This is a genomic window from Escherichia sp. 93.1518, assembly GCF_013368915.2.
GTDB lineage: Bacteria > Pseudomonadota > Gammaproteobacteria > Enterobacterales > Enterobacteriaceae > Escherichia > Escherichia ruysiae.
In genome coordinates this window covers 52,475-74,880 of sequence record NZ_JABWMT020000021.1, presented here as the reverse complement: position 1 = coordinate 74,880, position 22,406 = coordinate 52,475, and the positions used below count along the sequence as shown (strand labels likewise).

The 22,406-nt window shown below is 50.3% G+C and carries 23 protein-coding genes and 1 tRNA gene; 14 read left to right on the top strand and 10 right to left on the bottom strand.

Annotated features, from left to right (window positions below; genetic code table 11):
- Positions 1–214 precede the first annotated feature (214 nt).
- Positions 215–1,018 (top strand): 2,5-didehydrogluconate reductase DkgB, encoded by an 804-nt coding sequence (gene dkgB, locus HEN21_RS15865; RefSeq protein ID WP_000997064.1) that lies wholly within the window; start codon positions 215–217, stop codon positions 1,016–1,018.
- On the opposite strand, the gene yafC is transcribed toward dkgB, so the two are convergent.
- Positions 1,015–1,929 (bottom strand): DNA-binding transcriptional regulator YafC, encoded by a 915-nt coding sequence (gene yafC, locus HEN21_RS15860; RefSeq protein ID WP_000648558.1) that lies wholly within the window; start codon positions 1,927–1,929, stop codon positions 1,015–1,017. The genes dkgB and yafC overlap by 4 nt on opposite strands.
- Positions 1,930–2,169: 240 nt before the next feature.
- Between yafC and HEN21_RS15855 the strand changes: the two genes are divergently transcribed.
- Together HEN21_RS15855 and HEN21_RS15850 are read left to right on the top strand one after the other, a co-directional pair.
- Positions 2,170–2,970, top strand: coding sequence for an endonuclease/exonuclease/phosphatase family protein (locus HEN21_RS15855; RefSeq protein ID WP_001230985.1), 801 nt, complete (start codon positions 2,170–2,172; stop codon positions 2,968–2,970).
- A 77-nt stretch (positions 2,971–3,047) separates the two neighbouring features.
- Entirely contained in the window at positions 3,048–3,818 is a 771-nt protein-coding gene (locus HEN21_RS15850; protein WP_000211736.1) for a class I SAM-dependent methyltransferase, read from the top strand.
- A gap of 47 nt (positions 3,819–3,865) precedes the next feature.
- On the opposite strand, the gene mltD is transcribed toward HEN21_RS15850, so the two are convergent.
- Together mltD and gloB are read right to left on the bottom strand one after the other, a co-directional pair.
- Positions 3,866–5,224 (bottom strand): murein transglycosylase D, encoded by a 1,359-nt coding sequence (mltD, locus tag HEN21_RS15845; RefSeq protein ID WP_176252512.1) that lies wholly within the window; start codon positions 5,222–5,224, stop codon positions 3,866–3,868.
- A 71-nt stretch (positions 5,225–5,295) separates the two neighbouring features.
- On the bottom strand, positions 5,296–6,051 hold the full coding sequence (gloB, locus tag HEN21_RS15840) for a hydroxyacylglutathione hydrolase (RefSeq protein ID WP_176252511.1): 756 nt from the start codon (positions 6,049–6,051) through the stop codon (positions 5,296–5,298).
- Positions 6,052–6,084: 33 nt separating this feature from the next.
- Between gloB and HEN21_RS15835 the strand changes: the two genes are divergently transcribed.
- Positions 6,085–6,807: a class I SAM-dependent methyltransferase gene (locus HEN21_RS15835; protein WP_010354505.1), complete on the top strand. Its 723-nt coding sequence runs from the start codon at positions 6,085–6,087 to the stop codon at positions 6,805–6,807.
- Here HEN21_RS15835 and rnhA read toward each other — a convergent pair.
- Complete coding sequence (gene rnhA / locus HEN21_RS15830; protein WP_000917883.1) at positions 6,804–7,271, bottom strand: ribonuclease HI; 468 nt, start codon at positions 7,269–7,271, stop codon at positions 6,804–6,806. The two genes, HEN21_RS15835 and rnhA, sit on opposite strands and share 4 nt — an antisense overlap.
- A gap of 63 nt (positions 7,272–7,334) precedes the next feature.
- Here rnhA and dnaQ point away from each other — a divergent pair, with 63 nt between their 5' ends.
- Both dnaQ and HEN21_RS15820 read left to right on the top strand, forming a co-directional pair.
- Positions 7,335–8,066 carry a DNA polymerase III subunit epsilon gene (gene dnaQ / locus HEN21_RS15825; RefSeq protein WP_001366128.1) on the top strand — a complete coding sequence of 244 codons (732 nt, stop codon included), beginning with the start codon at positions 7,335–7,337 and terminating at the stop codon, positions 8,064–8,066.
- Positions 8,067–8,198: 132 nt separating this feature from the next.
- A tRNA-Asp gene (locus HEN21_RS15820) sits at positions 8,199–8,275 on the top strand.
- 146 nt (positions 8,276–8,421) lie between these two features.
- Here the strand turns inward: HEN21_RS15820 and HEN21_RS15815 are convergent.
- From HEN21_RS15815 to tagK, 6 genes are read right to left on the bottom strand one after another with little or no spacing between them, the layout of a single operon-like run.
- Entirely contained in the window at positions 8,422–9,471 is a 1,050-nt protein-coding gene (locus HEN21_RS15815; RefSeq protein WP_105285972.1) for a type VI secretion system protein TssA, read from the bottom strand.
- A 10-nt stretch (positions 9,472–9,481) separates the two neighbouring features.
- Entirely contained in the window at positions 9,482–10,477 is a 996-nt protein-coding gene (gene tssG, locus HEN21_RS15810) for a type VI secretion system baseplate subunit TssG (protein WP_105285971.1), read from the bottom strand.
- Positions 10,474–12,357, bottom strand: a complete 1,884-nt coding sequence (gene tssF / locus HEN21_RS15805; protein WP_176252510.1) for a type VI secretion system baseplate subunit TssF — start codon at positions 12,355–12,357, stop codon at positions 10,474–10,476. The genes tssG and tssF overlap by 4 nt, the downstream gene beginning before the upstream one ends.
- Positions 12,358–12,372: 15 nt before the next feature.
- Positions 12,373–12,867, bottom strand: coding sequence for a type VI secretion system baseplate subunit TssE (gene tssE / locus HEN21_RS15800; protein ID WP_105285969.1), 495 nt, complete (start codon positions 12,865–12,867; stop codon positions 12,373–12,375).
- A complete protein-coding gene (locus HEN21_RS15795; protein ID WP_176252509.1) occupies positions 12,864–13,694 on the bottom strand; it encodes a type VI secretion system accessory protein TagJ in 831 nt (276 codons plus the stop codon). The genes tssE and HEN21_RS15795 overlap by 4 nt, the downstream gene beginning before the upstream one ends.
- A complete protein-coding gene (gene tagK, locus HEN21_RS15790) occupies positions 13,681–14,595 on the bottom strand; it encodes a type VI secretion system-associated protein TagK (protein ID WP_000827825.1) in 915 nt (304 codons plus the stop codon). The genes HEN21_RS15795 and tagK overlap by 14 nt, the downstream gene beginning before the upstream one ends.
- Positions 14,596–14,926: 331 nt before the next feature.
- Between tagK and tssH the strand changes: the two genes are divergently transcribed.
- The 8 genes from tssH to tssJ all read left to right on the top strand — a co-directional run bounded on the left by tssH (position 14,927) and on the right by tssJ (position 22,403).
- On the top strand, positions 14,927–17,560 hold the full coding sequence (gene tssH, locus HEN21_RS15785) for a type VI secretion system ATPase TssH (RefSeq protein WP_176252566.1): 2,634 nt from the start codon (positions 14,927–14,929) through the stop codon (positions 17,558–17,560).
- A 218-nt stretch (positions 17,561–17,778) separates the two neighbouring features.
- Positions 17,779–18,069 carry a hypothetical protein gene (locus tag HEN21_RS15780; protein ID WP_176241723.1) on the top strand — a complete coding sequence of 97 codons (291 nt, stop codon included), beginning with the start codon at positions 17,779–17,781 and terminating at the stop codon, positions 18,067–18,069.
- A gap of 60 nt (positions 18,070–18,129) precedes the next feature.
- Positions 18,130–18,675 carry a type VI secretion system contractile sheath small subunit gene (gene tssB, locus HEN21_RS15775; protein ID WP_000996814.1) on the top strand — a complete coding sequence of 182 codons (546 nt, stop codon included), beginning with the start codon at positions 18,130–18,132 and terminating at the stop codon, positions 18,673–18,675.
- Between the two features lie 24 nt (positions 18,676–18,699).
- Positions 18,700–20,214: a type VI secretion system contractile sheath large subunit gene (gene tssC / locus HEN21_RS15770; RefSeq protein WP_021550244.1), complete on the top strand. Its 1,515-nt coding sequence runs from the start codon at positions 18,700–18,702 to the stop codon at positions 20,212–20,214.
- A gap of 50 nt (positions 20,215–20,264) precedes the next feature.
- The gene (locus HEN21_RS15765; protein ID WP_000332237.1) at positions 20,265–20,672 is read left to right on the top strand and encodes a BPSL0067 family protein; all 408 of its coding nucleotides are present in this window, start codon (positions 20,265–20,267) and stop codon (positions 20,670–20,672) included.
- A gap of 12 nt (positions 20,673–20,684) precedes the next feature.
- Positions 20,685–21,137, top strand: a complete 453-nt coding sequence (locus tag HEN21_RS23310) for an STY0301 family protein (protein WP_309245439.1) — start codon at positions 20,685–20,687, stop codon at positions 21,135–21,137.
- A 179-nt stretch (positions 21,138–21,316) separates the two neighbouring features.
- Positions 21,317–21,802 (top strand): Hcp family type VI secretion system effector, encoded by a 486-nt coding sequence (locus HEN21_RS15760; RefSeq protein ID WP_000312804.1) that lies wholly within the window; start codon positions 21,317–21,319, stop codon positions 21,800–21,802.
- Positions 21,803–21,869: 67 nt separating this feature from the next.
- Entirely contained in the window at positions 21,870–22,403 is a 534-nt protein-coding gene (gene tssJ, locus HEN21_RS15755; protein ID WP_001045932.1) for a type VI secretion system lipoprotein TssJ, read from the top strand.
- Positions 22,404–22,406 lie beyond the last annotated feature (3 nt).

The following is a 22,406-nucleotide window of genomic DNA, read 5'->3' as shown; positions in this document are numbered from 1 at the left end:
TACCTGCCTGTCACGCAGGGGGTCGCGGGTTCGAGTCCCGTCCGTTCCGCCACTTATTAAGAAGCCTCGAGTTAACGCTCGAGGTTTTTTTTCGTCTGTATTTCTATTTTTGCCAAAATCGCAAAAATCCTCTGCATTTCACGCTCTTTTTCCGCAACAGTCTGAAGCCCATAATCATCTCGGTTAACGAACATAGCATTAGAAGAGGCATATTATGGCTATCCCTGCATTTGGTTTAGGTACTTTCCGTCTTAAAAACGACGTTGTTATTGCATCTGTGAAAACGGCGCTTGAACTTGGCTATCGCGCAATTGATACCGCACAAATCTATGATAACGAAGCTGCCGTAGGTCAGGCGATTACAGAAAGCGGCGTGCCACGTAATGAACTCTATATCACCACTAAAATCTGGATTGAAAATCTCAGCAAAGACAAACTGATCCCGAGTCTGAAAGAGAGCCTGCAAAAATTGCGTACCGATTATGTTGATCTGACGCTAATCCACTGGCCGTCACCAAACGATGAAGTCTCTGTTGAAGAATTTATGCAGGCGCTGCTGGAAGCGAAAAAACAAGGACTGACGCGTGAGATCGGTATTTCCAACTTCACCATCCCGTTGATGGAAAAAGCGATTGCTGCTGTTGGCGCTGAAAACATCGCCACCAATCAGATTGAACTTTCTCCTTATCTGCAAAACCGTAAAGTGGTCGCTTGGGCTAAACAGCACGGCATTCATATTACTTCCTATATGACGCTGGCTTATGGTAATGCACTGAAAGATGAGGTTATTGCTCGCATAGCAGAGAAACACAATGCGACCCCGGCACAAGTAATTCTGGCGTGGGCAATGGGGGAAGGCTACTCAGTAATACCGTCTTCTACTAAACGTGAAAACCTGGAAAGTAACCTTAAGGCACAAAGTTTACAGCTTGATGCAGAAGATAAAAAAGCGATCGCCGCACTGGATTGTAACGATCGCCTGGTTAGTCCGGAAGGTCTGGCTCCTGAATGGGATTAAGCCTCTCTGACAGCTCCTTCGGGAGCTGTTTTTACATGCTCGCTAAGGAAATCGATAAAGGCTCGGATGCGAGTACTTACCGCTCGGTCGCTGTAATAAACGGCACTGAATGGCATTTCCACTGGCAACACTTTATCTGCCATTAACTCCACCAGTTCACCACGAGCAATTTCTCTGTCGATCATATAGTCGGACAAACACGCAATCCCGTTGCCACTCAGGCAAAGCTGTTTCAAGGTTTCCCCGCTATTGGACGACAAACCGTACTTCACTTCATGTAATTGTCCATCGCTACAGGCTATCGGCCAGGTATTGAGGGAAGCGGGTTCAGTGAATCCCAGGCAAACATGTTGCTTTAAATCGTCGATAGTTTCTGGCTTCCCGTAGCGGGCAATATAGTCGGGGGAGGCGATAATTTTTCGATAACTGTTAAATAACGGCCTGGCTCGTAAGCTGGAATCCGTTAACGTACCGGCGCGAATCGCGACATCCACTTTTCTTTCGATCAAATTAATAATCGTTTCGGAGGAGACTAGCGATAAAGTGACCTCCGGATAGCGTTCGCGGAAAGGCTTAATTAACGGCATCAGAAAGTGCAGTACCACAGGGGTTGCGGCATCGATCCGTAACAGTCCGCGCGGTGTATTACGCGTCTCCATAATTTCTGATTCTGCCGCTGCCATCTCCTGCAAAATTGACTGTACGCGACGAAAATAACGCTCGCCTTCTTCCGTCAGGCTAAGTTGTCGCGTGGTTCGATTAAGCAAACTGACGCCAAGTTTCATTTCCAGCTTTTTTACCGCCCGGCTGACCGCTGAGTTTGCTTGCCCTAATTGTTCCGCTGCCCGGCTAAAGCTGCCGCTTTCGACGACCGAAACAAAAATGGCGAGTTCTTCCGATGTGGCTTTCATTTTTGCTCCTGTTGCAAAATAGAAGAGATATTTTGAATTTATTTGTCATTAAACCATCAGGATACGTGATATGTCATCCGATTTAATGTTCTCAATAATGAGCAAAATTCTGTGCGGTGTAAGCACTTGCTTACATAACAATATACAATTGCTCGTTGAAAGAGTGAGCTAAAATCCCTATAACAGTAGAACCCTCCCGAGTGCGGAAGGGTTGACGTAATAGAGGTTTCAAAGTCAAAAGTGCGAAAAAATACCTATGCCATGCGCTATGTTGCCGGACAACCTGCGGAAAGGATCTTACCGCCGGGGTCATTTGCGAGCATCGGCCAGGCATTACCACCCGGAGAACCGTTAAGTACCGAAGAGCGTATTCGGGTCTTGGTGTGGAATATTTACAAACAGCAACGCGCTGAATGGTTGTCGGTATTAAAGAACTACGGCAAAGATGCGCATCTGGTGTTATTGCAGGAAGCGCAGACAACGCCAGAGTTAGTGCAGTTTGCGACTGCTAACTATCTTGCTGCCGATCAGGTGCCCGCTTTTGTGCTACCACAACATCCTTCCGGCGTAATGACCCTTTCGGCAGCGCATCCGGTGTATTGCTGCCCGTTACGCGAACGTGAGCCTATTTTACGTCTGGCGAAATCGGCACTGGTGACGGTCTATCCATTACCTGACACCCGCCTGTTGATGGTAGTCAATATACATGCGGTCAACTTCAGTCTGGGCGTGGACGTTTATAGCAAGCAGTTACTTCCTATTGGCGATCAGATAGCCCACCACAGCGGTCCGGTCATTATGGCGGGAGATTTCAATGCCTGGAGCCGTAGAAGGATGAACGCTTTATATCGCTTTGCGCGAGAAATGTCGCTGCGCCAGGTGCGTTTTACTGATGATCAGCGCCGCCGGGCGTTTGGTCGCCCGCTCGATTTTGTTTTCTACCGTGGTCTGAATGTCAGCGAAGCTTCCGTACTGGTTACGCGCGCTTCTGATCACAATCCGCTACTCGTTGAATTCAGTCCCGGCAAGCCTGATAAATAAGGTATGTCAGGTCTGCCACAGGGCAGACCAACGTTTGGCGCTGCCTTTTTATACTCAACCAACAAAAGGACAGTGCAATGACAACACAATCCCACCATGAGCACGTAGAAAAGCAGTTTAGCTCGCAGGCCAGTGAATATTTAACCAGTACCGTGCATGCATCCGGGCGTGACTTACAGCGCCTGGCGGCGTGTCTGACAGAGTATCCTGACGCTTGCGTACTTGATATGGGCTGTGGAGCAGGACATGCCAGCTTTGTCGCTGCGCAAAACGTGCAGGAAGTGGTGGCGTATGACTTATCTTCCCAAATGCTGGATGTTGTTGCACAGGCTGCAGATACCCGACAACTGAAAAATATCACCACTCGCCAGGGGTATGCCGAAAGCCTGCCTTTTGCCGATCACACCTTTAATATTGTTATTAGTCGTTATTCTGCCCACCACTGGCATGATGTCGGTGCGGCATTGCGTGAAGTGAATCGGGTGCTGAAACCCGGCGGTAGACTGATTGTGATGGACGTCATGTCACCGGGTCACCCGGTACGCGACATTTGGTTACAGACGGTAGAAGCATTGCGCGATGCCTCTCACGTGCGTAATTACGCCAGCGGTGAGTGGTTGACGTTAATCAATGAAGCCTATCTGCTTGTCGATAATTTGATCACCGATAAATTGCCTCTGGAATTCTCTTCGTGGGTTGCGAGAATGCGTACGCCAGAAGTGTTAGTAGATGCTATTCGCGTTTACCAACAGAGCGCATCGACAGAGGTGAAAACGTATTTTGCCTTGCAGAATGATGGCTCTTTCACCAGTGATATCATCATGGTTGAAGCACATAAAGCGGCATAAATAAAAAAGGCACCGGGGGAATCGGTGCCTTTCTGTTATCTGGTTTGTCAGGAATCTGGCATATTGTTGTTTTTCACAAACAACGTCAGCTTATCGCCTGGTTGCAGATTCGCAGTATCACTGTTCCAGCGCATCACATCTTTGATGTTTACGCCGTGACGCTTAGCAATGCTTGAAAGCGAATCACCTTTGCGCACACGATACGTAATACTGTCGCTGTTGTTTGCCAACCGCTGTGCGCTACTACCAGCGCCAATTGTCAGGCTTTGGCCTGGTTTCAGCTTAGAACCGCGCAGATTGTTCCACTGCTGCAAATTCTTTGTGCTTACGCCGAGACGTGAAGCGATGCTTGAAAGCGTGTCGCCAGAGCGTACGGTGTAAACGCGGCTATTAAGCGGCGTATTGTCGGCAACCAGTGTCGACTGTACGGCAGCAATTTCGCCTGAAGCCAGAGATTCACGCAGTTGATCTGCATGTTTCTTTGGCACCATCACGTACTGTGGACCACTTGCGCCCAGCGTGGAGCCTTTCACGCCAGCGTTGAAGGTCTTCAGTTTGCTGACGGAAATTCCCGCCATATCTGCAACCTTCGCCATTTCAACCGGGCAACTCAGGTGTACACGCGCCAGAGCACGGCTTTCATCGGTCGTCGGCAGACGTACACCATAACGCTTGCTGTTTTTGAGAATATCACTCAATGCCAGCATCTTAGGCACGTACTGCTTCGTTTCCTGCGGCAACGGTAACGACCAGAAGTCCGTGGATTTCCCACGCGCTTTGTTCGTTTTAATTGCCTTCATGACCCGACCTTCGCCGCTGTTATAAGCCGCTACGGTCAAAAGCCAGTCGCCATCAAACATCTTGTTCAGACGCTGCATCATGTTCAGCGCGGCAGTTGTTGAAGCAACAACATCGCGACGCGCGTCATAATTGCGGGTCTGTTTCAAACCATAATTGCGCCCCGTGCTTGGAATGATCTGCCAGATGCCTGCGGCATTGGCGCCAGACGTCGCGTGAGGATCAAAAGCGCTCTCCACTATGGGTAGTAGTACCAGTTCCATAGGCATGTTACGTTTTTTAACTTGCCCGGCTATCCAGTACATATACGGCTCTGCCCGTAAAGTTACATCGTGGAGATAGCTCTTATTGCGTAAATATTTCTGTTTCTGTTCGCGAATCCGGTCGTTTTCCGGAATTCCCATCTTTAGCTCGTCGCCTATGAAAGCCCACAAGTCACCATCCGGCGCGATAGACGTCCCATCGTCCATCCATCGTGCCTGACTTGTAAACTTTGCTGCTTCCCCTTGACCAGCTGCAGAAAGGCTCTGTGCGTGCTGTTGAACGTTACCAGTACTCTGGCAACCCACGAGCAGGACAGAGGCGAGTAATATCGCTTTTGCCTTCATGTGTGTGTCAATAGTTGCTTAAAAGACGACCGATCATAACGGCGAACGAAGCCGATGACAAGAAAGTTTTATCAGAATCTATCTTTCTTTGACCTTAACCAGGCAAAACGTTCTTCAGGTTGTTGCAATAATGTTTCTTTATTAATTACATTAATTAAATCAATATCTTCTGTTCTCAAAAAAACATTATTTTGCCGCTCATTTTTCAGAATTACGGGTAGTGTTATTTGATTTTTTGCCCGTAACTCCTTAACTTTACGATAATAATCATTTATAGACAAATCGTGCGGAAGAATGCTCAAAGCAAACTTCATATTTGATAAAGTATATTCGTGAGCGCAACACACCAGGGTATCGTCAGGAAGTTCACTTAATTTTTTAAGTGATTGATACATCTGTGATGCAGTGCCTTCGAATAGTCTACCGCAACCGCCAGAAAACAGAGTGTCGCCACAAAATAGATAAGGTTCGCTAAAGTAACAGATATGTCCTAAAGTGTGACCTGGCGTAGCAATTACACTAAATTCATGCCCCAAAACGAAGGCAGTATCACCATCTTTGACTACCTGCGTTGTTCCCTTATCTTGTGTCTCTTCTGGCCCATACACCACAATTTGCGGATACTTTTCTACCAGTTCTTTTACACCGCCAACGTGATCGTGGTGATGGTGGGTGAGGAAAATCGCTACTGGTTGCCAGTTGTTAGCTGAAATCGCCTTTACTACGGGTTCTGCCTCTCCTGGGTCGACAATCAGGCAACGACCTGCTTCATCAGACAAAACCCAGATGTAATTGTCATCAAAGGCGGAAATACTGTTAAGATTCATATATTACCTCTCAGTGCGAAACGGAAGGTTGTGATGAAACCGGCAAGGACCCCTCAAACTGTCGTGGCTCCTGATTGCTGGGGCGATTTGCCCTGGGGAGAGCTTTATCGCAAGGCGCTGGAACGCCAGCTCAACCCGTGGTTCGCTAAAATGTATGGTTTTCATCTGCTTAAGATTGGCAATTTAAGCGCAGAAATCAATTGCGAAGCGTGCGCGGTTTCTCATCAAGTGAATGTTTCTGCGCAAGGAACGCCCGTCCAGGTGCAGGCTGATCCGCTTCACCTTCCTTTTGCCGATAAATCCGTCGATGTTTGTCTACTGGCGCATACATTGCCGTGGTGCACCGATCCGCATCGTTTATTGCGCGAAGCCGATAGGGTATTGATTGATGATGGCTGGCTAGTTATTAGCGGCTTCAATCCCATCAGTTTAATGGGATTACGCAAACTTGTGCCGGTATTGCGAAAAACATCGCCCTATAACAGTCGGATGTTTACTCTGATGCGGCAACTGGACTGGCTCTCTTTGTTGAATTTTGAAGTGCTACACGCCAGCCGTTTCCATGTTCTCCCGTGGAACAAGCACGGTGGAAAACTATTGAGCACGCACATTCCTGCGCTTGGTTGCTTACAACTTATTGTTGCCCGGAAACGGACTATTCCTTTAACGCTAAATCCGATGAAACAGAGTAAAAACAAACCGCGAATTCGCCAGGCAGTCGGCGCCACCCGGCAATGTCGTAAACCACAGGCTTAAACTTCGACTTGATAGCCCGTATCTTCCAGCGTGGGATTCATCGCCGCAGCACGAGCCAGTTCATCACAGCGTTCGTTTTCCGGGTGTCCGGCATGGCCTTTTACCCATTCCCATTTGATTTGATGCTGACCCAGCGCGGCATCAAGACGTTGCCAGAGATCGACATTTTTTACCGGTTTTTTGTCTGCGGTTTTCCAGCCACGTTTTTTCCAGTTATGGATCCACTGGGTGATCCCCTGGCGGACATACTGGCTGTCGGTACTCAAAATGACTTCGCAATGTTCTTTTAACGCTTCCAGCGCGACAATAGCAGCCATCAACTCCATACGGTTGTTGGTGGTGCGGGTGTAGCCTGCGCTAAAGGTTTTCTCGCGTCCGCGATAACGTAAAATAGCGCCATAACCCCCAGGTCCAGGATTACCCAGACACGAACCATCGGTGAAAATTTCTACCTGTTTAAGCATCTCTGGTAGACTTCCTGTAATTGAATCGAACTGTAAACGACAAGTCTGACATAAATGACCGCTATGAGCACTGCAATTACACGCCAGATCGTTCTCGATACCGAAACCACCGGTATGAACCAGATTGGTGCGCACTATGAAGGCCACAAGATTATTGAGATTGGTGCCGTTGAAGTGGTGAACCGTCGACTGACGGGCAATAACTTTCACGTTTATCTCAAGCCCGATCGGCTGGTGGATCCGGAAGCCTTTGGCGTACATGGTATTGCCGATGAGTTTTTGCTCGATAAGCCTACGTTTGCCGAAGTAGCTGATGAGTTCATGGATTATATTCGAGGCGCGGAGCTGGTGATCCATAACGCAGCGTTCGATATCGGCTTTATGGACTACGAGTTTTCGCTGCTCAAGCGCGATATTCCGAAGACCAATACCTTCTGTAAGGTCACCGATAGCCTTGCGGTGGCGAGGAAAATGTTTCCTGGTAAGCGTAACAGCCTCGATGCGTTATGCGCCCGCTACGAAATAGATAACAGCAAGCGTACGTTGCACGGGGCATTACTCGATGCCCAGATCCTTGCGGAAGTTTATCTGGCGATGACCGGTGGCCAAACGTCGATGGCTTTTGCGATGGAAGGTGAAACACAACAGCAACAAGGTGAAGCAACAATTCAGCGCATTGTGCGCCAGGCAAGTAAATTACGCGTTGTTTTTGCGACTGATGAAGAGCTTGCAGCGCATGAAGCCCGTCTCGATCTGGTGCAGAAGAAGGGCGGAAGTTGCCTTTGGCGGGCATAATTAACCGTTAAAGGCGCTAAAAATAGCGCGTTGGGCGATTTTTGCAGCAAACGATTCAAAAGATGAGAAAAAGCGTTGACGAAGGTCGAGGCAATCCGTAATATTCGCCTCGTTCCCAACGGAACACAACGCGGAGCGGTAGTTCAGTCGGTTAGAATACCTGCCTGTCACGCAGGGGGTCGCGGGTTCGAGTCCCGTCCGTTCCGCCAATATTTAGAAAGCCTGAATCAGTAATGGTTCAGGCTTTTGTCGTTTCTGGCTTTCGGGATTTTTCACCCCGGAAGTTAAATGGATATAATCCAGAAAATAGTTACACCATATAATGACCAGTAGTTATAAATTCTGGTCATTTTGGTTATTCCTGCGCATCCCACTTCTCCAGCAGTTCTGCTGGAACTTCATTGATTATCTCCGAAAAGCGTTTTCCGACCAGTCGTTCAGCCTGGCGCAACAAGGGAATGGTCGGGCTGCTTGGTTCACTGTGCTCAAACCAGCGGCGGATGACTCGCAGGCGTTTCAGTGCGTCGTTCCGATCGCTGATTTGCTGTGGCTCTGCGATGATCTTTGCAGTCGTTTCGGCTGGTATATCCACTGTGGGAGCGACATGCTCTGCTAGTGTCAGTCCGGTATTATCGATAGCCGCATACTTCGGCTGATCAGCCTGTGGTTTTGGTTGTGGGATTTCTGGCGTAGTGGTCTGTACCGCCCCAGGCAACAGGGTCAGCAGTTGCGTCAGACGCGAAAAGTCCGGAGCCAGGTCATTGAGCGTTTCACGAGCATGGTGTTGCAGTCGCTCAGTGATCTCGGCGGCCTGGCGAAATGCGTCCAGCGGCAGTGCGCCGCGTGCTTCCAGGTCGGCCAGTTGCTGACGTACTGATTCCGGTGCCAGCGCATCCGCCGGCCGTGATGCAGACAGCGAACGTTCCACATCCCGAACCTGAAGGCGCATGGCGGCGTTGTTTGATAGCGTAATGCCACGAATATCTGCCATTACGCCTTCGTGGTCCAGTAGCGCCGACAGCGCGTTACTGCGTGCTACAGCCGCATCTTCGGCGGTGGTATCTTCAGCCGCAAGCAGTTGTGGATGGATGGTGTCCGGGTTCGTGGCACACAACGTTTCCAGGAGCGTGAGTGTCTCCACCAGCCCTCTGACTCCGCCCTGATGGATGCGGCAGCGCAGCAGGATCACCAGGATGCGGATATCTTTGCTGCGCGCCAGCAGGCGGTGGGCGTCCCGCTCAAGCTCCGCCCAGTTAATGGTTTCCGGCGTACTAACAAAATCGCCATATTGTGCCTCTTCACGCGCTAAGGCGCGGGTGAACAGCAGCAAGTACTCTGGATCATACTCTAGATCCGGGCCGCAGGGACATTCAGCCGAAATAGGGTCAGACAGGGGGGTATCCATTAAATTATCCTCAGTGTGCCAGATAGTGTTCAGGTTCGAAAATCATGCCCGTCACCGGGTTGCCGTGCAGGGCTTTCCCTGCCCAGGCGGTCCAACCAAGCTGATATGGACCACCAGTAACAGCCGGAGGGGCTGCGTGTGGTTTAAGCTGTAGCTCAATTTCCCAGCAGTATTCAAACCCGGTAAATGCGCGAACCAGTTCCGTTAGTACTGGCAGGTTATTACCACCAGGCAGGAAACGCCGGTAGTCAGCTAGTGTCAGCGGGCCAATCACCAGCCGGAACTTATACTGCATGTCCGGCACGGCCTGGCCGATGAGTGCGCCGTTGCCAATGACGGAAGAGGGGGCTGGCATCCCCAGTCGGGTAATTTCATCATCAGCCACAGTTATCCAGTGCAGGACATACTCTTGTATCCGGAAAGGCACACTGAAATAGTGCGCCAGCGTGGCGGCCAAGCCGTCCGGGTTGCGGGATTCGCGCACCAGATGGGCCGATGCCGCCAGGCGAACGTGATCCGGCAGCGAGCTGTCTGCACTTTCCCGTAAATCCTGTCCGCTGAGGCTGGAGATATAAAAGGCAAAACGGTCATATTCCTGTTTATCCAGACCGCCTCCAGCGGACTGGGCGCTGCGCCATGCCTGATAAAACTGCGTCAACCAGCGGTGATGAAAAAGATCGGTAAAACGGGTCAGGGTCGGATCGCAGCGGCTTTCGGTCCGATTGCGCGCCAGTTCGGTGTAGTGCAGTGGCAGCGGACCGTTCGGTCCCCACAGTCCAAGGCTGTAAAGGCTAAGGTGCAGGCGTCCTTGCTGCCAGCTCACACTGGCGATTTCTCGCGGCGCAAAGGTCAGTGTAGGTGTTTGTCCGAGGCGAAATTTTTCCATACTTGGTTGCCAGGCACTACCTGCAGGGACGGTACATAACTGCACATTCACGCGGCGCATCAGGTTCAGAAAACCATAGCGCCAGGGCGTTTTCTGCGCTTGGGTGAAATCGCCGCTCATACACTTCCCCGTAGTCCGGCTCTGACCGGCCAGGTCATAATTTTCCCACGTTGCATACTGTGCAGTGTCATCTGCGAGAAGGTATTAATGGAAACATGACGAGCGATATATTGCTCCAACACCAGACCGAACAGATACGGGCTGATACCAGAGAATCCGTCCTCATCCACCGTCAGCTCACAACTGACGCCGCGACCATAGACCAGCAGCCCGGAACCGGGCAGACGGCGGGTAACAGGCGTTGTTTTACAGCCAATCAGGCTATGTACCTGACGCGACTGCGGACTGTCATGCGCCGGAATAAACAGGTTCAGCAGATCGCGCAGTGCCTGACCGCCGGTGCGGTGATCCAGATCGGCCAGCGGCAGATAATTAAAGGATAACTGGCGGATCAACCGCCAGGCCATTTCACGTTCCGCCAGTGGTGGCTGTGGTGGACGAGGTGGACGGATAAGCCCCACGCCTGCCACAGGGATGGCCGCATCTACGGTCAGATCGTCCCGGCCATTGCGTGCAATAAGACAGGGCAGATCGCGGTTGGTGACCATGGCAGTGATGGTGATATGGCGCAGATTTTCCGGGTATGGGGCTTCATACTGGTCAACCAGCGACAGGAATACTTCCGAGCCCGTATAGGGTGTGCGGGTGCCGTAGCGGCGGGCGTTCTCAGACAACCGACGCGGCTCCCGGCGCAGGGAAAAATAACGCCCATGATTGCCTTCATCATTATTGCGGGTGTGGTAGAGCGGGCGAAATGTCATCTTCCGCGTGGTGTCGACTTCCAACCCTTCCACTTCCTGGACCGAAAACACCTCATAGTCGAGCGGATGGGTCCTGTCCACCACCAGGTGCTGCTCCGTCGTGCTGTGTGTGATATCGATCCGGGCGGTGACGCGGGGAAACAGGTTGATCACCGGGGTACAGAACAGGCTGAACTGTGCAGCATTTGTCTGGTGGATCAACCAGTCTGGCGGCAGGCGGTTCAGTAAGATAACAATTTCCGCCACGCCGCTGTGAATTTTTTGTAACCCGGCAGACAGACCCGTCGGGGTGAAAAAATAAAAGCGTTCCGGGCAGGCAAAATATTCATGCAACAGGTTATGGCCGTGGAACACATTCCACGCCAGCGGCAATAGCCCTTGATCCGGCTCCAGACCCTCGTACATAACGGGCTGTTTCAGGTTCACATCCAGTACGCTGTCAAAATGACCCGGAACACCTGCCAGTGTGGCAATGGCGCTGGTGTGCAGCAGTTCGAACAGGTGTGAGGCCGTGCGCTCCTCGCCACAGAGATAGAGCGGCAATCTGTCCAGCCCGGCAAGCTGGCTGAAGGTCAGTTCACCGAAGGTGCGCAGGGTGATGCGCAGCGCCCCGGCGACGTGAATGTTAGCTGGCAGGTAGCGGTGCAGGGCGGGCATATCCGGCGGCGCGGCGGTCAGGCGCGCCTCTTCGATGGCAAGCGGCCACAGTGTCACATCCTGGCTGCTGCGAAACTGGCAGGCGGCGCTTTCACCTTCCGGAATGGAGGAAAAAAAGGCAGTGTTGCGTGGGACGGTGAATCCCTTCGCCAAATCGCCTTCTTCCGGATCGGGATGTAGTTGTGCCACGCTCATTGAGGGGGTAGGGGTAATGTAATTGGGACTGACGGCCTCCAACAAACGCTGGGTGAAGCGGGGAAATTCAGCATCAATTTTAAGCTGCGTGCGGGCGGTCAGGAAGCTGAAAGCTTCGATCATACGCTCCACATACGGATCGGCAATATCCGCTCCCTGCATTCCCAGCCGAGCGGCGATTTTGGGATGACGGGCGGCAAATTCGGCTCCCGTTTCCCGCAGGTAGCTCAATTCGCGGTTGTAGTATTCCAGTAGCCGTGGATCCATCACTCACCCTCTATATTAATAAAACGTAATGCGGCTGTGCTCCATATCCAGCGCACTACGTACCCGGAATGCTGTCGGATACGGCTGCGTGAGGATCTCACCGCAAATTTCAAACTGTAATGTGTTATGGCTATTCTGGCGTTGTTCATCCTGTAGCGGGATGATTTGCAGTGTGGAGGTCTTCAGCCGGGGTTCAAACCGGGTAATAGTACGCAAAATGGCTCTGCGGATATCATCCCACTTATGTTCATACAAAAAGCTCCCCGCCAGCGGCGGCAGGCCGTAGTTCACTACGGAAGCAGCCGCCTGCGGGTAACGCGCGGCATCAATATCATCTTCATGGCTGATGGTGTTGAGCAGAAACGACAAATCCCGGCGGATGATCTCTTTAAGCTGAGCTGGGCTAACACTGATATCGTGGTCGCGCTTCTGGTTTGGGGTGTCGTCGCACAGGCGGTCAAACAGAGTGGGTAGTAAGTGTTTGCCCGGGCGCTGGTGGGAGGCATTCATGCATCTTGGCCTTCAGGTGAATTAAAGGTGCAGGTGCTCAAATCCAGCAGGCTGATATCTCCGTGGCTGGTGAGCCACATTTTTTGCCCCAGTGCTTGTACCAGGGTTTCACCGGAACCATCCTGCCAGACGGTTTTGCGGCACAGACACAGGGTATCGGAGGCCTTTTCTGAACCGCTGTAGCGGGAAAATAGCCAGGCTCCATGCGCATCGCCATTGTGAAGTGTGATATTGACGGGTTTCCAGATCAGATCGGTCAGACTCGCTGGCGGGGGCGATTTCAGTGAGCGAATTTGCGAAAGCGGCAGCCAGATATACACGCCACCAGTGACCAGTTCCAGCACTGGGCCGGTACGGGAGTCGCTGTCGCTTATCCAGTCAAATGTGCCACCATTCCACCGCCCGGCTGTGTCTGTTATGGTCTCAAACGCGCGGCTGCGGTGGGCATCGGCATCTGACGTTTTACCACGGGCGTTACAGGCGAGGGCGACAAGCAGATCCTCCATCCAGACGGGCGGAGGGAGAATAAAACCAGGGCGTTGTTCACCATGAAAGCAGGACTGGCGGTATATCTCACAGCGAATCAACTCCCCAAATACCTGTGCTTCTCGGGTATAATTTGCGTCCATTCGGGCGCACAGTTGGATTTGTTGCAGCGCTCGTGACCAGTTGCCGATCACGCACAATAACTGAAACAGGCTGTGCCGATGTAAAGCCTTAGTTGGGTGCATCTTTACTTGTTGCTCTGCCATCTGAATACCTTCCGCTACAGAATAATTCCGCAGCAGCGCCGACAAGGTAGCCGGTAGCACGTTATTGTTTGTCATGATGGATATCTCCGTGTTGTACCGGATTTACCCGGTAATGGCTGTCAATGCCAATGATGCGGTGCTCACGCTGTGTCAGATCGGGTAGGACGGTGCTATGTACCATTTCCGATGCGTATTCCGGGGAAAGCAAGCGCAGAATATCGGGGAGAATCGTTTCGGTAGGCCAGACCGTTTCTCCTTCGCCGGTGGTATCCAGGACATCGAGAATAGCGTCAATGCTTAACCCTCCTGTGATCATATCCTGCAATGAATCAGCTTCAGTGGTCAGATTGCGCAATGAGGCCAGATCCAGCGTAACTGCCTCTTCATTAAGGGGAAATGGATCGGCATAACGATGGATATCTTGTTCAGGGGACAACAATGCCTGGCGGTATTCCTGGTAAAGTAGGGTTAGTGGGGTATCTGTTCCTGGGTTGCCTTCGGTGGCGACTGTGCCATGAACCGGAATGATATCGAACGGATTTTGCGACTGCCGTTGTTGTTGTCGAAACCAGTCAAGATCGAGATATTCGCTTATTGTTTCCAGCGAAACAGCAGTCTGTGGTGTCGTCTTTTCCTCACGTGGAGCAAGAGACGTCGGATTGTCACGAACAAGACACCAGGAAGATAATCCCCATTCAATCAGATCCCCTTCATTCAGGCGCATACGGTGATGCGGCTCGACAATCTGATCATTTACCGTGCAACAATATTCATCGGACTGATTGATTATCCACCACGCCTCTTCATGGCGAGTCAGGCTGAGAGCAATTTTCGCATTCTCATCCACCTCAAAAACAGGAAGCCAGGGCGCGTTGACGGTGAAGATAATCTGTGTTCCTGCAGTCGCGTAAATTGTGCTATCGGTAACCCCGTGCGCCTGTATTTTTTGTAGTCCCCAGATAATATTTCGTTTCATTACGTATCACTGTATAGAGTGTTCTTTTCAATAGAATAATAATTTTAATTTTTTAGATAAGTAATGCTGAACAATTTGTTTTATCAATATTAATTCCTGCGGAAATGTATTGCGGTATTTTTGATATAATATATACATAATGTATATGTAATTGATTTTCTGTATTGAAAAAAATCATAAAAAAGATACTAACCGCTATATTACATTGCGTTCTGTGATATGCATCATTGTTTCATTCTGGAATTTTGATGATTCTATTAATTAGAAGTTCTAATCGGTACATTTATGTTTATGTATCATTTATATGTTCTTACATCATCAGGTGTAACAGATGGACACTCCTGTTTCACGCAGTGCACTATATGGAAAGCTAACAAAACCTTTATTCAGGTCTTTGGAGTCTGCGACAACGTTCTGTAAATTACGCGCTAATCCTTATGTCGAACTAACGCATTGGTTGCATCAGCTAATACAACAACCAGAGAATGATATTCACCATGTCCTTCGGCATTACCAAATAACATCTTTTGATGTAGAGAATGCGTTAATTCAGCAATTGGATATATTGCCTGACGGAGCTAGCGTAATTAGCGACTTTTCCCACCATATAGATCTTTCTGTTGAAAAAGCCTGGATGTTGGCAAGCATCCGTTTTGGCGATCACAAAATTCGTAGCGGATGGTTACTACTAGCCTGGTTAACCACACCAGAATTGTATCGAGTGTTAAAAAATATCTGTGCGCCATTGGCTGGGTTACCGGTAAATGAGCTATTGGATATTCTTCCGTCTTTAATCTCATCATCCCCTGAAATATCAGAGATTCCATATGATGGTTCGGATTTGAATTCTGCGGTTCCGGGAGAAAGCAGCCAGGCATTTTCCTGTGAATCAGCAGGAAATAAATCCGCGCTGGCGAAATACTGTCAGGACATGACTGCACAGGCTCGCGAAGGTGGCATCGATCCAGTCACCGGTCGCGAGCACGAAATTCGTACTATGACGGATATTCTGCTGCGCCGTCGGCAGAACAATCCGTTGCTAACTGGCGAGGCAGGCGTCGGGAAAACGGCTGTGGTGGAAGGGTTCGCGCTGGCGATTGCCGAGGGGGAAGTGCCGCCCTCACTGCGTAACGTGCGGTTGCTGTCGCTGGATGTCGGGGCGCTGCTGGCCGGAGCGTCCATGAAGGGCGAATTTGAATCCCGCCTGAAGGCGCTACTGGAAGAGGCTGCGTGCTCGCCGCAGCCGGTGATTCTGTTTGTCGATGAGGTTCACACCCTGGTAGGCGCCGGAGGTACATCCGGTACAGGTGACGCTGCCAACCTGCTGAAACCGGCGCTGGCGCGTGGCAGTCTTCGAACGATTGGGGCGACCACCTGGAGTGAGTATAAACGCCATATAGAGAAAGATCCGGCATTGACCCGGCGATTTCAGGTGTTGCAGGTGGCAGAGCCGGAAGAGGTCGCCGCTGTTGAGATGGTACGCGGGTTAGTCACCACGTTGGAAAAGCACCATAACGTACTGATCCTTGATGAGGCCGTGCGTGCTGCTGTACAGCTTTCTCACCGTTATATCCCGGCTCGACAGCTACCGGACAAAGCCATCAGTTTGTTGGATACAGCCGCAGCCCGCGTGGCGCTGTCGCTGCACACTCCACCAGCAAATATCCAGTTTCTGCGTCAACGGCTTAAAGCCGCCGAAATGGAGCAGGAGCTGCTATTAAAACAGGAAAAAATGGGGCTCCGCGCAGAACGAGGCGACACACTGGCGTCGCAGATTATATCGCTGAAAAGAGAACTGTTTGATGCGGATGAACGTTGGCAGCAAGAACTAGAGCTGGTTCACAGATTACAGGAGCTGCGTGCTGCAAAAACCGGCGAGCGTGATGAAACCACACTGCAACAGTCGGAAGCAGCATTAAGAGTCTGGCAGGGTGAAAAACCCATCGTTTTTCCGGAGGTTAATGCGGCTGTGGTAGCGGCGATTGTCTCCGACTGGACCGGCATTCCCGCTGGGCGCATGGTAAAAGATGAAGCCAGCCAGATCCTGGAACTGCCTGCCCGCCTGGCGCAACGTGTTACCGGGCAGATGGATGCTCTGGCGCAGATAGGTGAGCGTATCCAGACCGCGCGTGCGGGGTTAGGCGATCCGCGCAAACCTGTGGGCGTCTTTTTGCTGGCCGGGCCGTCCGGTGTTGGCAAGACCGAGACCGCGCTGGCGCTGGCAGAAGCAATCTACGGCGGTGAGCAGAATCTGATTACTATCAATATGAGCGAGTTTCAGGAGTCTCACACCGTTTCCACGCTGAAAGGCGCGCCGCCCGGCTATGTTGGCTATGGCGAAGGCGGCGTGTTGACGGAAGCCGTACGCCGCCATCCCTGGAGCGTGGTATTGCTGGATGAAATTGAAAAAGCCCATCACGACGTCCACGAGTTGTTCTACCAGGTATTCGATAAAGGCGCGATGGAGGATGGCGAAGGTGTCCACATCGATTTCAAAAATACCACGCTGTTGTTGACCACTAACGCAGGTGCGGAGCTTATCAGCCAGCTCTATGAGGATCCGGCGCTGATGCCCGATTCAGCAGGGCTAAAAGAGGCGTTAATGCCGGAGTTACGCAAACATTTCCCAGCGGCTTTCCTGGGGCGGGTGACGGTTATCCCTTATTTGCCGTTGGATGAGAAGGCGCGTGGTGTTATTGCCCGTCTACATCTTGGCAGACTGATGGATCGTATGGCAGAGCAGCATAGCGTTTCACTCATCTATGGCGACGAACTCATTACGCACATTGTGGCGCACTGCCCGATGCACGAAACAGGGGCACGCTTGCTGATTGGTTATATCGAGCAGCATATTCTGCCGCAACTGTCCCGTTACTGGTTGCAGGCGATGGCAGAGAAAACAGCTATCACGCAAATCTGCATCCGTGTTGATGAGGATGAACAGATTATTTTTGAAACGGATTAATGGAACATCCTTATTGCAAAAGAATTAAGTGGTGCGTTGTGGGTTAGCCGCTTTCCTGGAGGTTCTTCCACCAATGATTTGCAGGGGGCTTTTTGTGCATCGGTAGATAAATTTTTGCGCACGCCTGGTAATGCGCGTGCAAAGGGCTGTATTTCTGCAACATATCGCCCTCCCGCCAGAGCATATCTCATGCGCTGGTCAATTGACGGACATTAAGTATGACATTTCGTTATCCGATGTTGTTGACATTCCTGTTAATGATGTTCGCTTTCTGTGTTCAGGGGGAACCGCCTTTACCACAGGATGTGCAGCATTTTCTGAGTAATGCGGAAATGTGCCAGCATCTTGCTGGTGAATGGGACAGTTCTTTACCAGAGAAGGATAAAAGAGACATCGAAAAAGGGGTTGATACCTGGTGTCCTCCGGCGAAGAAATCACTCCCTGTGTTGCGGAAAAAATACAAAGAAAACAAAGAGATTATAAAAATACTCTCTGCGTATGATTTTTAAACTGTACCGTCGGACCACTCCCCTGGTGTCGTCGGCTGACTGATAAGGAAATGAAGGATTATGGCTATCAACAATAGCGCGCAGAAGTTTATTGCCCGCAACCGCGCGCCCCGTGTACAGATTGAGTATGACGTTGAGATTTACGGCTCCGAGAAAAAAATCGAACTGCCGTTTGTCATGGCGGTACTGGCCGATCTGGCCGGTAAACCACGCGAAGAACTGCCACCGGTCACCGATCGTAAATTCCTTGATATTGATATCGATAACTTCAACGAGCGGATGAAAGCCATTGCGCCGCGCGTGGCATTTGCTGTCCCCAATACGCTGACGGGCGAAGGGCAGTTAATGGTCGATATCACGTTAGAGAATATGGACGATTTTTCGCCTGCGCAGATTGCCCGTAAGGTGGATGCCCTGAACCAGTTGCTGGAAGCACGTACTCAGCTTGCCAACCTGCAAACCTATATGGATGGTAAAGCGGGAGCAGAAAATCTGATCAACAAACTATTACAAGACCCAACGTTACTGAAAGCTCTGGCCAGCGCGCCAAAACCTGTCGCTCAACAGGAAAGTGTCTTATCAGGTGAAACGGGAACAGCAGACTAACTGCGATTTTATTAAGGAACTTTCATGGTAAACGATACTCTTCTGGCGACTGGCGACCTCTCTACTGCGCAAACCACTGCCTATCAGGAAACGGAGTTTGATTCGCTGCTGGATAAAGCCTTCCGTCCCAAGACACCTCAAGCAGCAAAGGCTGTTGAGGCTGCAGTTCAGACACTGGCCCAACAGGCGCTGGCAAACTCTGTCACCGTCAGTGACGATGCTTATAAAAGTATTGCTACGATTATTGAGCAGATCGATTTCAAATTAACGGAACAGATCAAGCTAATCCTGAGTCATCCGGAATTTCAGAAACTGGAGTCCTCCTGGCGTGGGATGGAACATTTGGTTTACAACACTGAAACCGATGAAAAATTAAAAATCCGCTTTATGAACCTTTCGAAGGATGAATTGCGGAAAAATATGAAACGTTACAAAGGGATCGCGTGGGATCAAAGCCCCATGTTCAAAAAGCTGTATGAAGCCGAATATGGGCAGTTAGGCGGAGAACCCTACGGTTGTATCATTGCGGATTATTATTTTGATCACACCCCACCGGATGTGGATCTGCTCGGCTCCATTGCCAAAGTGGCAGCCTCAGCTCATGCGCCGTTTATTGCCGGAGCCTCTCCATCAGTGTTGCAGATGGATTCCTGGCAGGAACTGGCCAACCCGCGTGACCTGACCAAAATTGTCACCCAGAACCTCGAATATGCACCGTGGAACTCGCTGCGTAAAAGCGAGGATTCTCGTTACATTGGCCTGACGATGCCGCGTTTTCTCTCCCGTTTACCTTATGGTGCGAAAACAAACCCTGTCGATGAGTTTGATTTTGAAGAAGATGCGGATGGCGCAGATCACAGCAAATATGTCTGGAGCAATGCCGCCTATGCAATGGGTGTAAATATCAACCGTTCTTTCAAACATTACGGTTGGTGTACGTTGATCCGTGGTGTGGAATCCGGTGGGGCGGTGGAAAATCTGCCCTGTCATACCTTCCCGACCGATGACGGCGGCGTGGATATGAAATGCCCGACGGAAATCGCCATCTCTGACCGTCGAGAAGCAGAACTGGCAAAAAATGGCTTTATCCCACTTATCCATCGCAAAAACTCTGATTACGCCGCCTTTATTGGCGCACAATCGCTACAGAAGCCGCAGGAATATTACGATCCAGATGCCACGGCTAACGCCAATCTCTCAGCCCGGTTGCCATATCTGTTCGCCTGTTCGCGGTTTGCGCACTTTCTCAAATGTATCGTGCGCGACAAGATCGGTTCGTTCAAAGAGCGTGAAGATATGCAACGCTGGCTCAATGAATGGATCATGAACTACGTTGATGCCGATCCGGTGAACTCCTCACAGGAAACCAAAGCTCGTCGGCCGCTGGCAGCTGCTGAAGTGGTGGTGGAAGAAGTGGAGGGTAATCCGGGTTATTACGATGCCAAATTTTTCCTGCGCCCGCATTTCCAGCTTGAAGGATTAACGGGGTCGCTGCGTCTGGTCACAAAACTGCCGTCAGTAAAACAGGGTAATGCCTGAGTTTTATGAATATTTTAATGAATGATGTCAGATAATACTCAGGGGGAGATATGGCATATGTTTATGGCCTGGTAGATTCATTGCAGGGCACTGAAATGGTGGGAATGGCGGGAGCAGGAGACAGAAAGGAATGTGTGTTCTTAGTTCAGGTATATGCACATGTAGGGCATACCGGAACGTGGAAGCAGGGGCGGAAAGTTTTCGGAGATAAATCGATCCGCAGAGGAACAGCAATCGCGACTTTTGTGAATGGGAAATATCCACCGAGGGAAGATGCTCATAAACATGCTGCTTTCTATCTCGAACAAGATGATTCGTATATTTATGTTATGGACCAGTGGACAGGTAAAGCCTCGAATGTATCGGCGCGCAAAATCTCCAGAAAAGGTGGAATGCGCAGCGATGGATCCTATCCTGATGCCAGTAATAATGCGGAAGCTTTTTATGTTATTGAGTAGAGAATAGATGCTATGGAGACGCGTTTTATTTTTTCTCTGTTATTGGGTTATATGTTGTTTTATTCACAATCTGTTGCAGCGTGGGAAGTCAGTTGCCCCGTATTTATCAATATAAAATCCTCAACGACAGTACTGGAGTCGGATGTACCTACATCGTGGCAGGAATCTTCCCGCTATGAACCCCGTCTGTGGTTGGACGGTGTAGGGATGTCGCAGGGAAAACCTGAAAACCGGGTGGATCTAAAACCAGAGACAGAGAAAATAAAGGGTGAAAACAGGCAAATATGGGATACCACAACGAACAGTAATCAGGATAGTGAACGTTACTGGGTTTCCTGTATTTATAACCACGGACAGGTTTGGTTATCACAACCGGTACCTGCATCGGCGACACAGTGTCAGGCATCTTCTCTGCCGGGTCAGCGGGAACAAAGAGAGTCATCAGTATCTGTGATATGTAAATAGATATAATACATTCAGTTTATGAATTAATTATATGCCGGTATCTCATTACCGGAAATTATACAGCCTTCTGTTCTTCTGAAATAAGGAGAGGGGGGGCTGTACGGCAATGATTTACCTGTATCCAGATGTACAGATAAATCAGAGATTATTTTTAAGTAATTCTTAATAAGGAAATAAAAATGGCTTATGACATTTTTCTGAAAATTGACGGCATTGACGGCGAGTCAATGGATGACAAACATAAAAATGAAATTGAGGTACTGAGCTGGCGCTGGAATATCCATCAGGAGTCCACCATGCACGCAGGCAGCGGTCTGGGATCCGGTAAAGTCTCCGTGACTAACCTGGAGTTTGAACATTACATCGATCGCGCCAGCCCGAATCTGTTCAAATACTGCGCCTCCGGTAAGCATATTCCGAAGTCTATCCTTGTCATGCGTAAAGCAGGCGGCAATCCACTGGAATACCTCAAGTATACCTTTACTGATCTGATTGTGGCTGTGGTTTCCCCCAGTGGTAGCAAGGAGGGCGAGATCGCCTCCCGCGAGAGAGTCGAACTCTCTTTCAGCACCGTGAAACAGGAATACGTGGTGCAGAACCAGCAGGGCGGCAGTGGCGGCACTATCACCGCAGGCTACGACTTCAAGGCCAATAAAGAAATTTAAGCGGTACTTTTCCGGCCAGGTAAATAGCCTGGCTGGTTTTTATTATTTGATTTTAAAGGAAATTACAGTGAATAAATGGCGTAACCCCGGTGGGTGGTTATGTGCGGTAGCTTTGTCTTTTGTCTGCCTGCTTTCCGGGTGCAGTATTGACAGCGACGACGTGCCGGACCTGATGTCACAAAGACTCGATCTGGTGATTAAGGCTTCCGATAAGGTGAATCCTGACAATCAGAAAAAAGCCGCGCCCATAGAGATACGCGTTTATGAACTGAAAAATGATGCAGCTTTCACGGCGGCGGACTGGTGGTCACTTCAGGAGAATGACAAGGCTGTTCTTGCCGATGATTTACTGCACCGCGATAGCTTTATCCTGCGTCCGGGCGAGGAGAAAAAATTGCGCCGCTCCCTCAATAAGGAAACTACCACGCTGGGGATCCTCGCCGGATACCGCAATCTGGGAAAATCGGTCTGGCGGGCTACATATAAAATTCCTGATCCACCGGAAAAAAGTTGGTACAGCCGCTTTATGCCGAAGAAAAAAGTCGAACTGGATGCTGGCATAGAGCAAAGCGCCATCGTGATTAAAGAACGGGATGAGTAAATT

Excerpts from the sequence above, each read along its gene's own strand:
- rnhA (WP_000917883.1), bottom strand. The coding sequence starts at position 7,271 with ATGCTTAAACAGGTAGAAATTTTCACCGATGGTTCGTGTCTGGGTAAT.
- HEN21_RS15765 (WP_000332237.1), top strand. The coding sequence starts at position 20,265 with ATGGCATATGTTTATGGCCTGGTAGATTCATTGCAGGGCACTGAAATG.
- HEN21_RS23310 (WP_309245439.1), top strand. The coding sequence starts at position 20,685 with ATGGAGACGCGTTTTATTTTTTCTCTGTTATTGGGTTATATGTTGTTT.
- dkgB (WP_000997064.1), top strand. The coding sequence starts at position 215 with ATGGCTATCCCTGCATTTGGTTTAGGTACTTTCCGTCTTAAAAACGAC.
- tssG (WP_105285971.1), bottom strand. The coding sequence starts at position 10,477 with ATGAGCGGCGATTTCACCCAAGCGCAGAAAACGCCCTGGCGCTATGGT.
- HEN21_RS15850 (WP_000211736.1), top strand. The coding sequence starts at position 3,048 with ATGACAACACAATCCCACCATGAGCACGTAGAAAAGCAGTTTAGCTCG.
- HEN21_RS15795 (WP_176252509.1), bottom strand. The coding sequence starts at position 13,694 with ATGACAAACAATAACGTGCTACCGGCTACCTTGTCGGCGCTGCTGCGG.
- HEN21_RS15780 (WP_176241723.1), top strand. The coding sequence starts at position 17,779 with ATGACATTTCGTTATCCGATGTTGTTGACATTCCTGTTAATGATGTTC.
- tssF (WP_176252510.1), bottom strand. The coding sequence starts at position 12,357 with ATGGATCCACGGCTACTGGAATACTACAACCGCGAATTGAGCTACCTG.
- gloB (WP_176252511.1), bottom strand. The coding sequence starts at position 6,051 with ATGAATCTTAACAGTATTTCCGCCTTTGATGACAATTACATCTGGGTT.
- HEN21_RS15835 (WP_010354505.1), top strand. The coding sequence starts at position 6,085 with ATGAAACCGGCAAGGACCCCTCAAACTGTCGTGGCTCCTGATTGCTGG.
- HEN21_RS15815 (WP_105285972.1), bottom strand. The coding sequence starts at position 9,471 with ATGGATACCCCCCTGTCTGACCCTATTTCGGCTGAATGTCCCTGCGGC.
- tagK (WP_000827825.1), bottom strand. The coding sequence starts at position 14,595 with ATGAAACGAAATATTATCTGGGGACTACAAAAAATACAGGCGCACGGG.
- HEN21_RS15760 (WP_000312804.1), top strand. The coding sequence starts at position 21,317 with ATGGCTTATGACATTTTTCTGAAAATTGACGGCATTGACGGCGAGTCA.
- mltD (WP_176252512.1), bottom strand. The coding sequence starts at position 5,224 with ATGAAGGCAAAAGCGATATTACTCGCCTCTGTCCTGCTCGTGGGTTGC.
- tssC (WP_021550244.1), top strand. The coding sequence starts at position 18,700 with ATGGTAAACGATACTCTTCTGGCGACTGGCGACCTCTCTACTGCGCAA.
- yafC (WP_000648558.1), bottom strand. The coding sequence starts at position 1,929 with ATGAAAGCCACATCGGAAGAACTCGCCATTTTTGTTTCGGTCGTCGAA.
- dnaQ (WP_001366128.1), top strand. The coding sequence starts at position 7,335 with ATGAGCACTGCAATTACACGCCAGATCGTTCTCGATACCGAAACCACC.
- tssH (WP_176252566.1), top strand. The coding sequence starts at position 14,927 with ATGGACACTCCTGTTTCACGCAGTGCACTATATGGAAAGCTAACAAAA.
- tssE (WP_105285969.1), bottom strand. The coding sequence starts at position 12,867 with ATGAATGCCTCCCACCAGCGCCCGGGCAAACACTTACTACCCACTCTG.
- tssB (WP_000996814.1), top strand. The coding sequence starts at position 18,130 with ATGGCTATCAACAATAGCGCGCAGAAGTTTATTGCCCGCAACCGCGCG.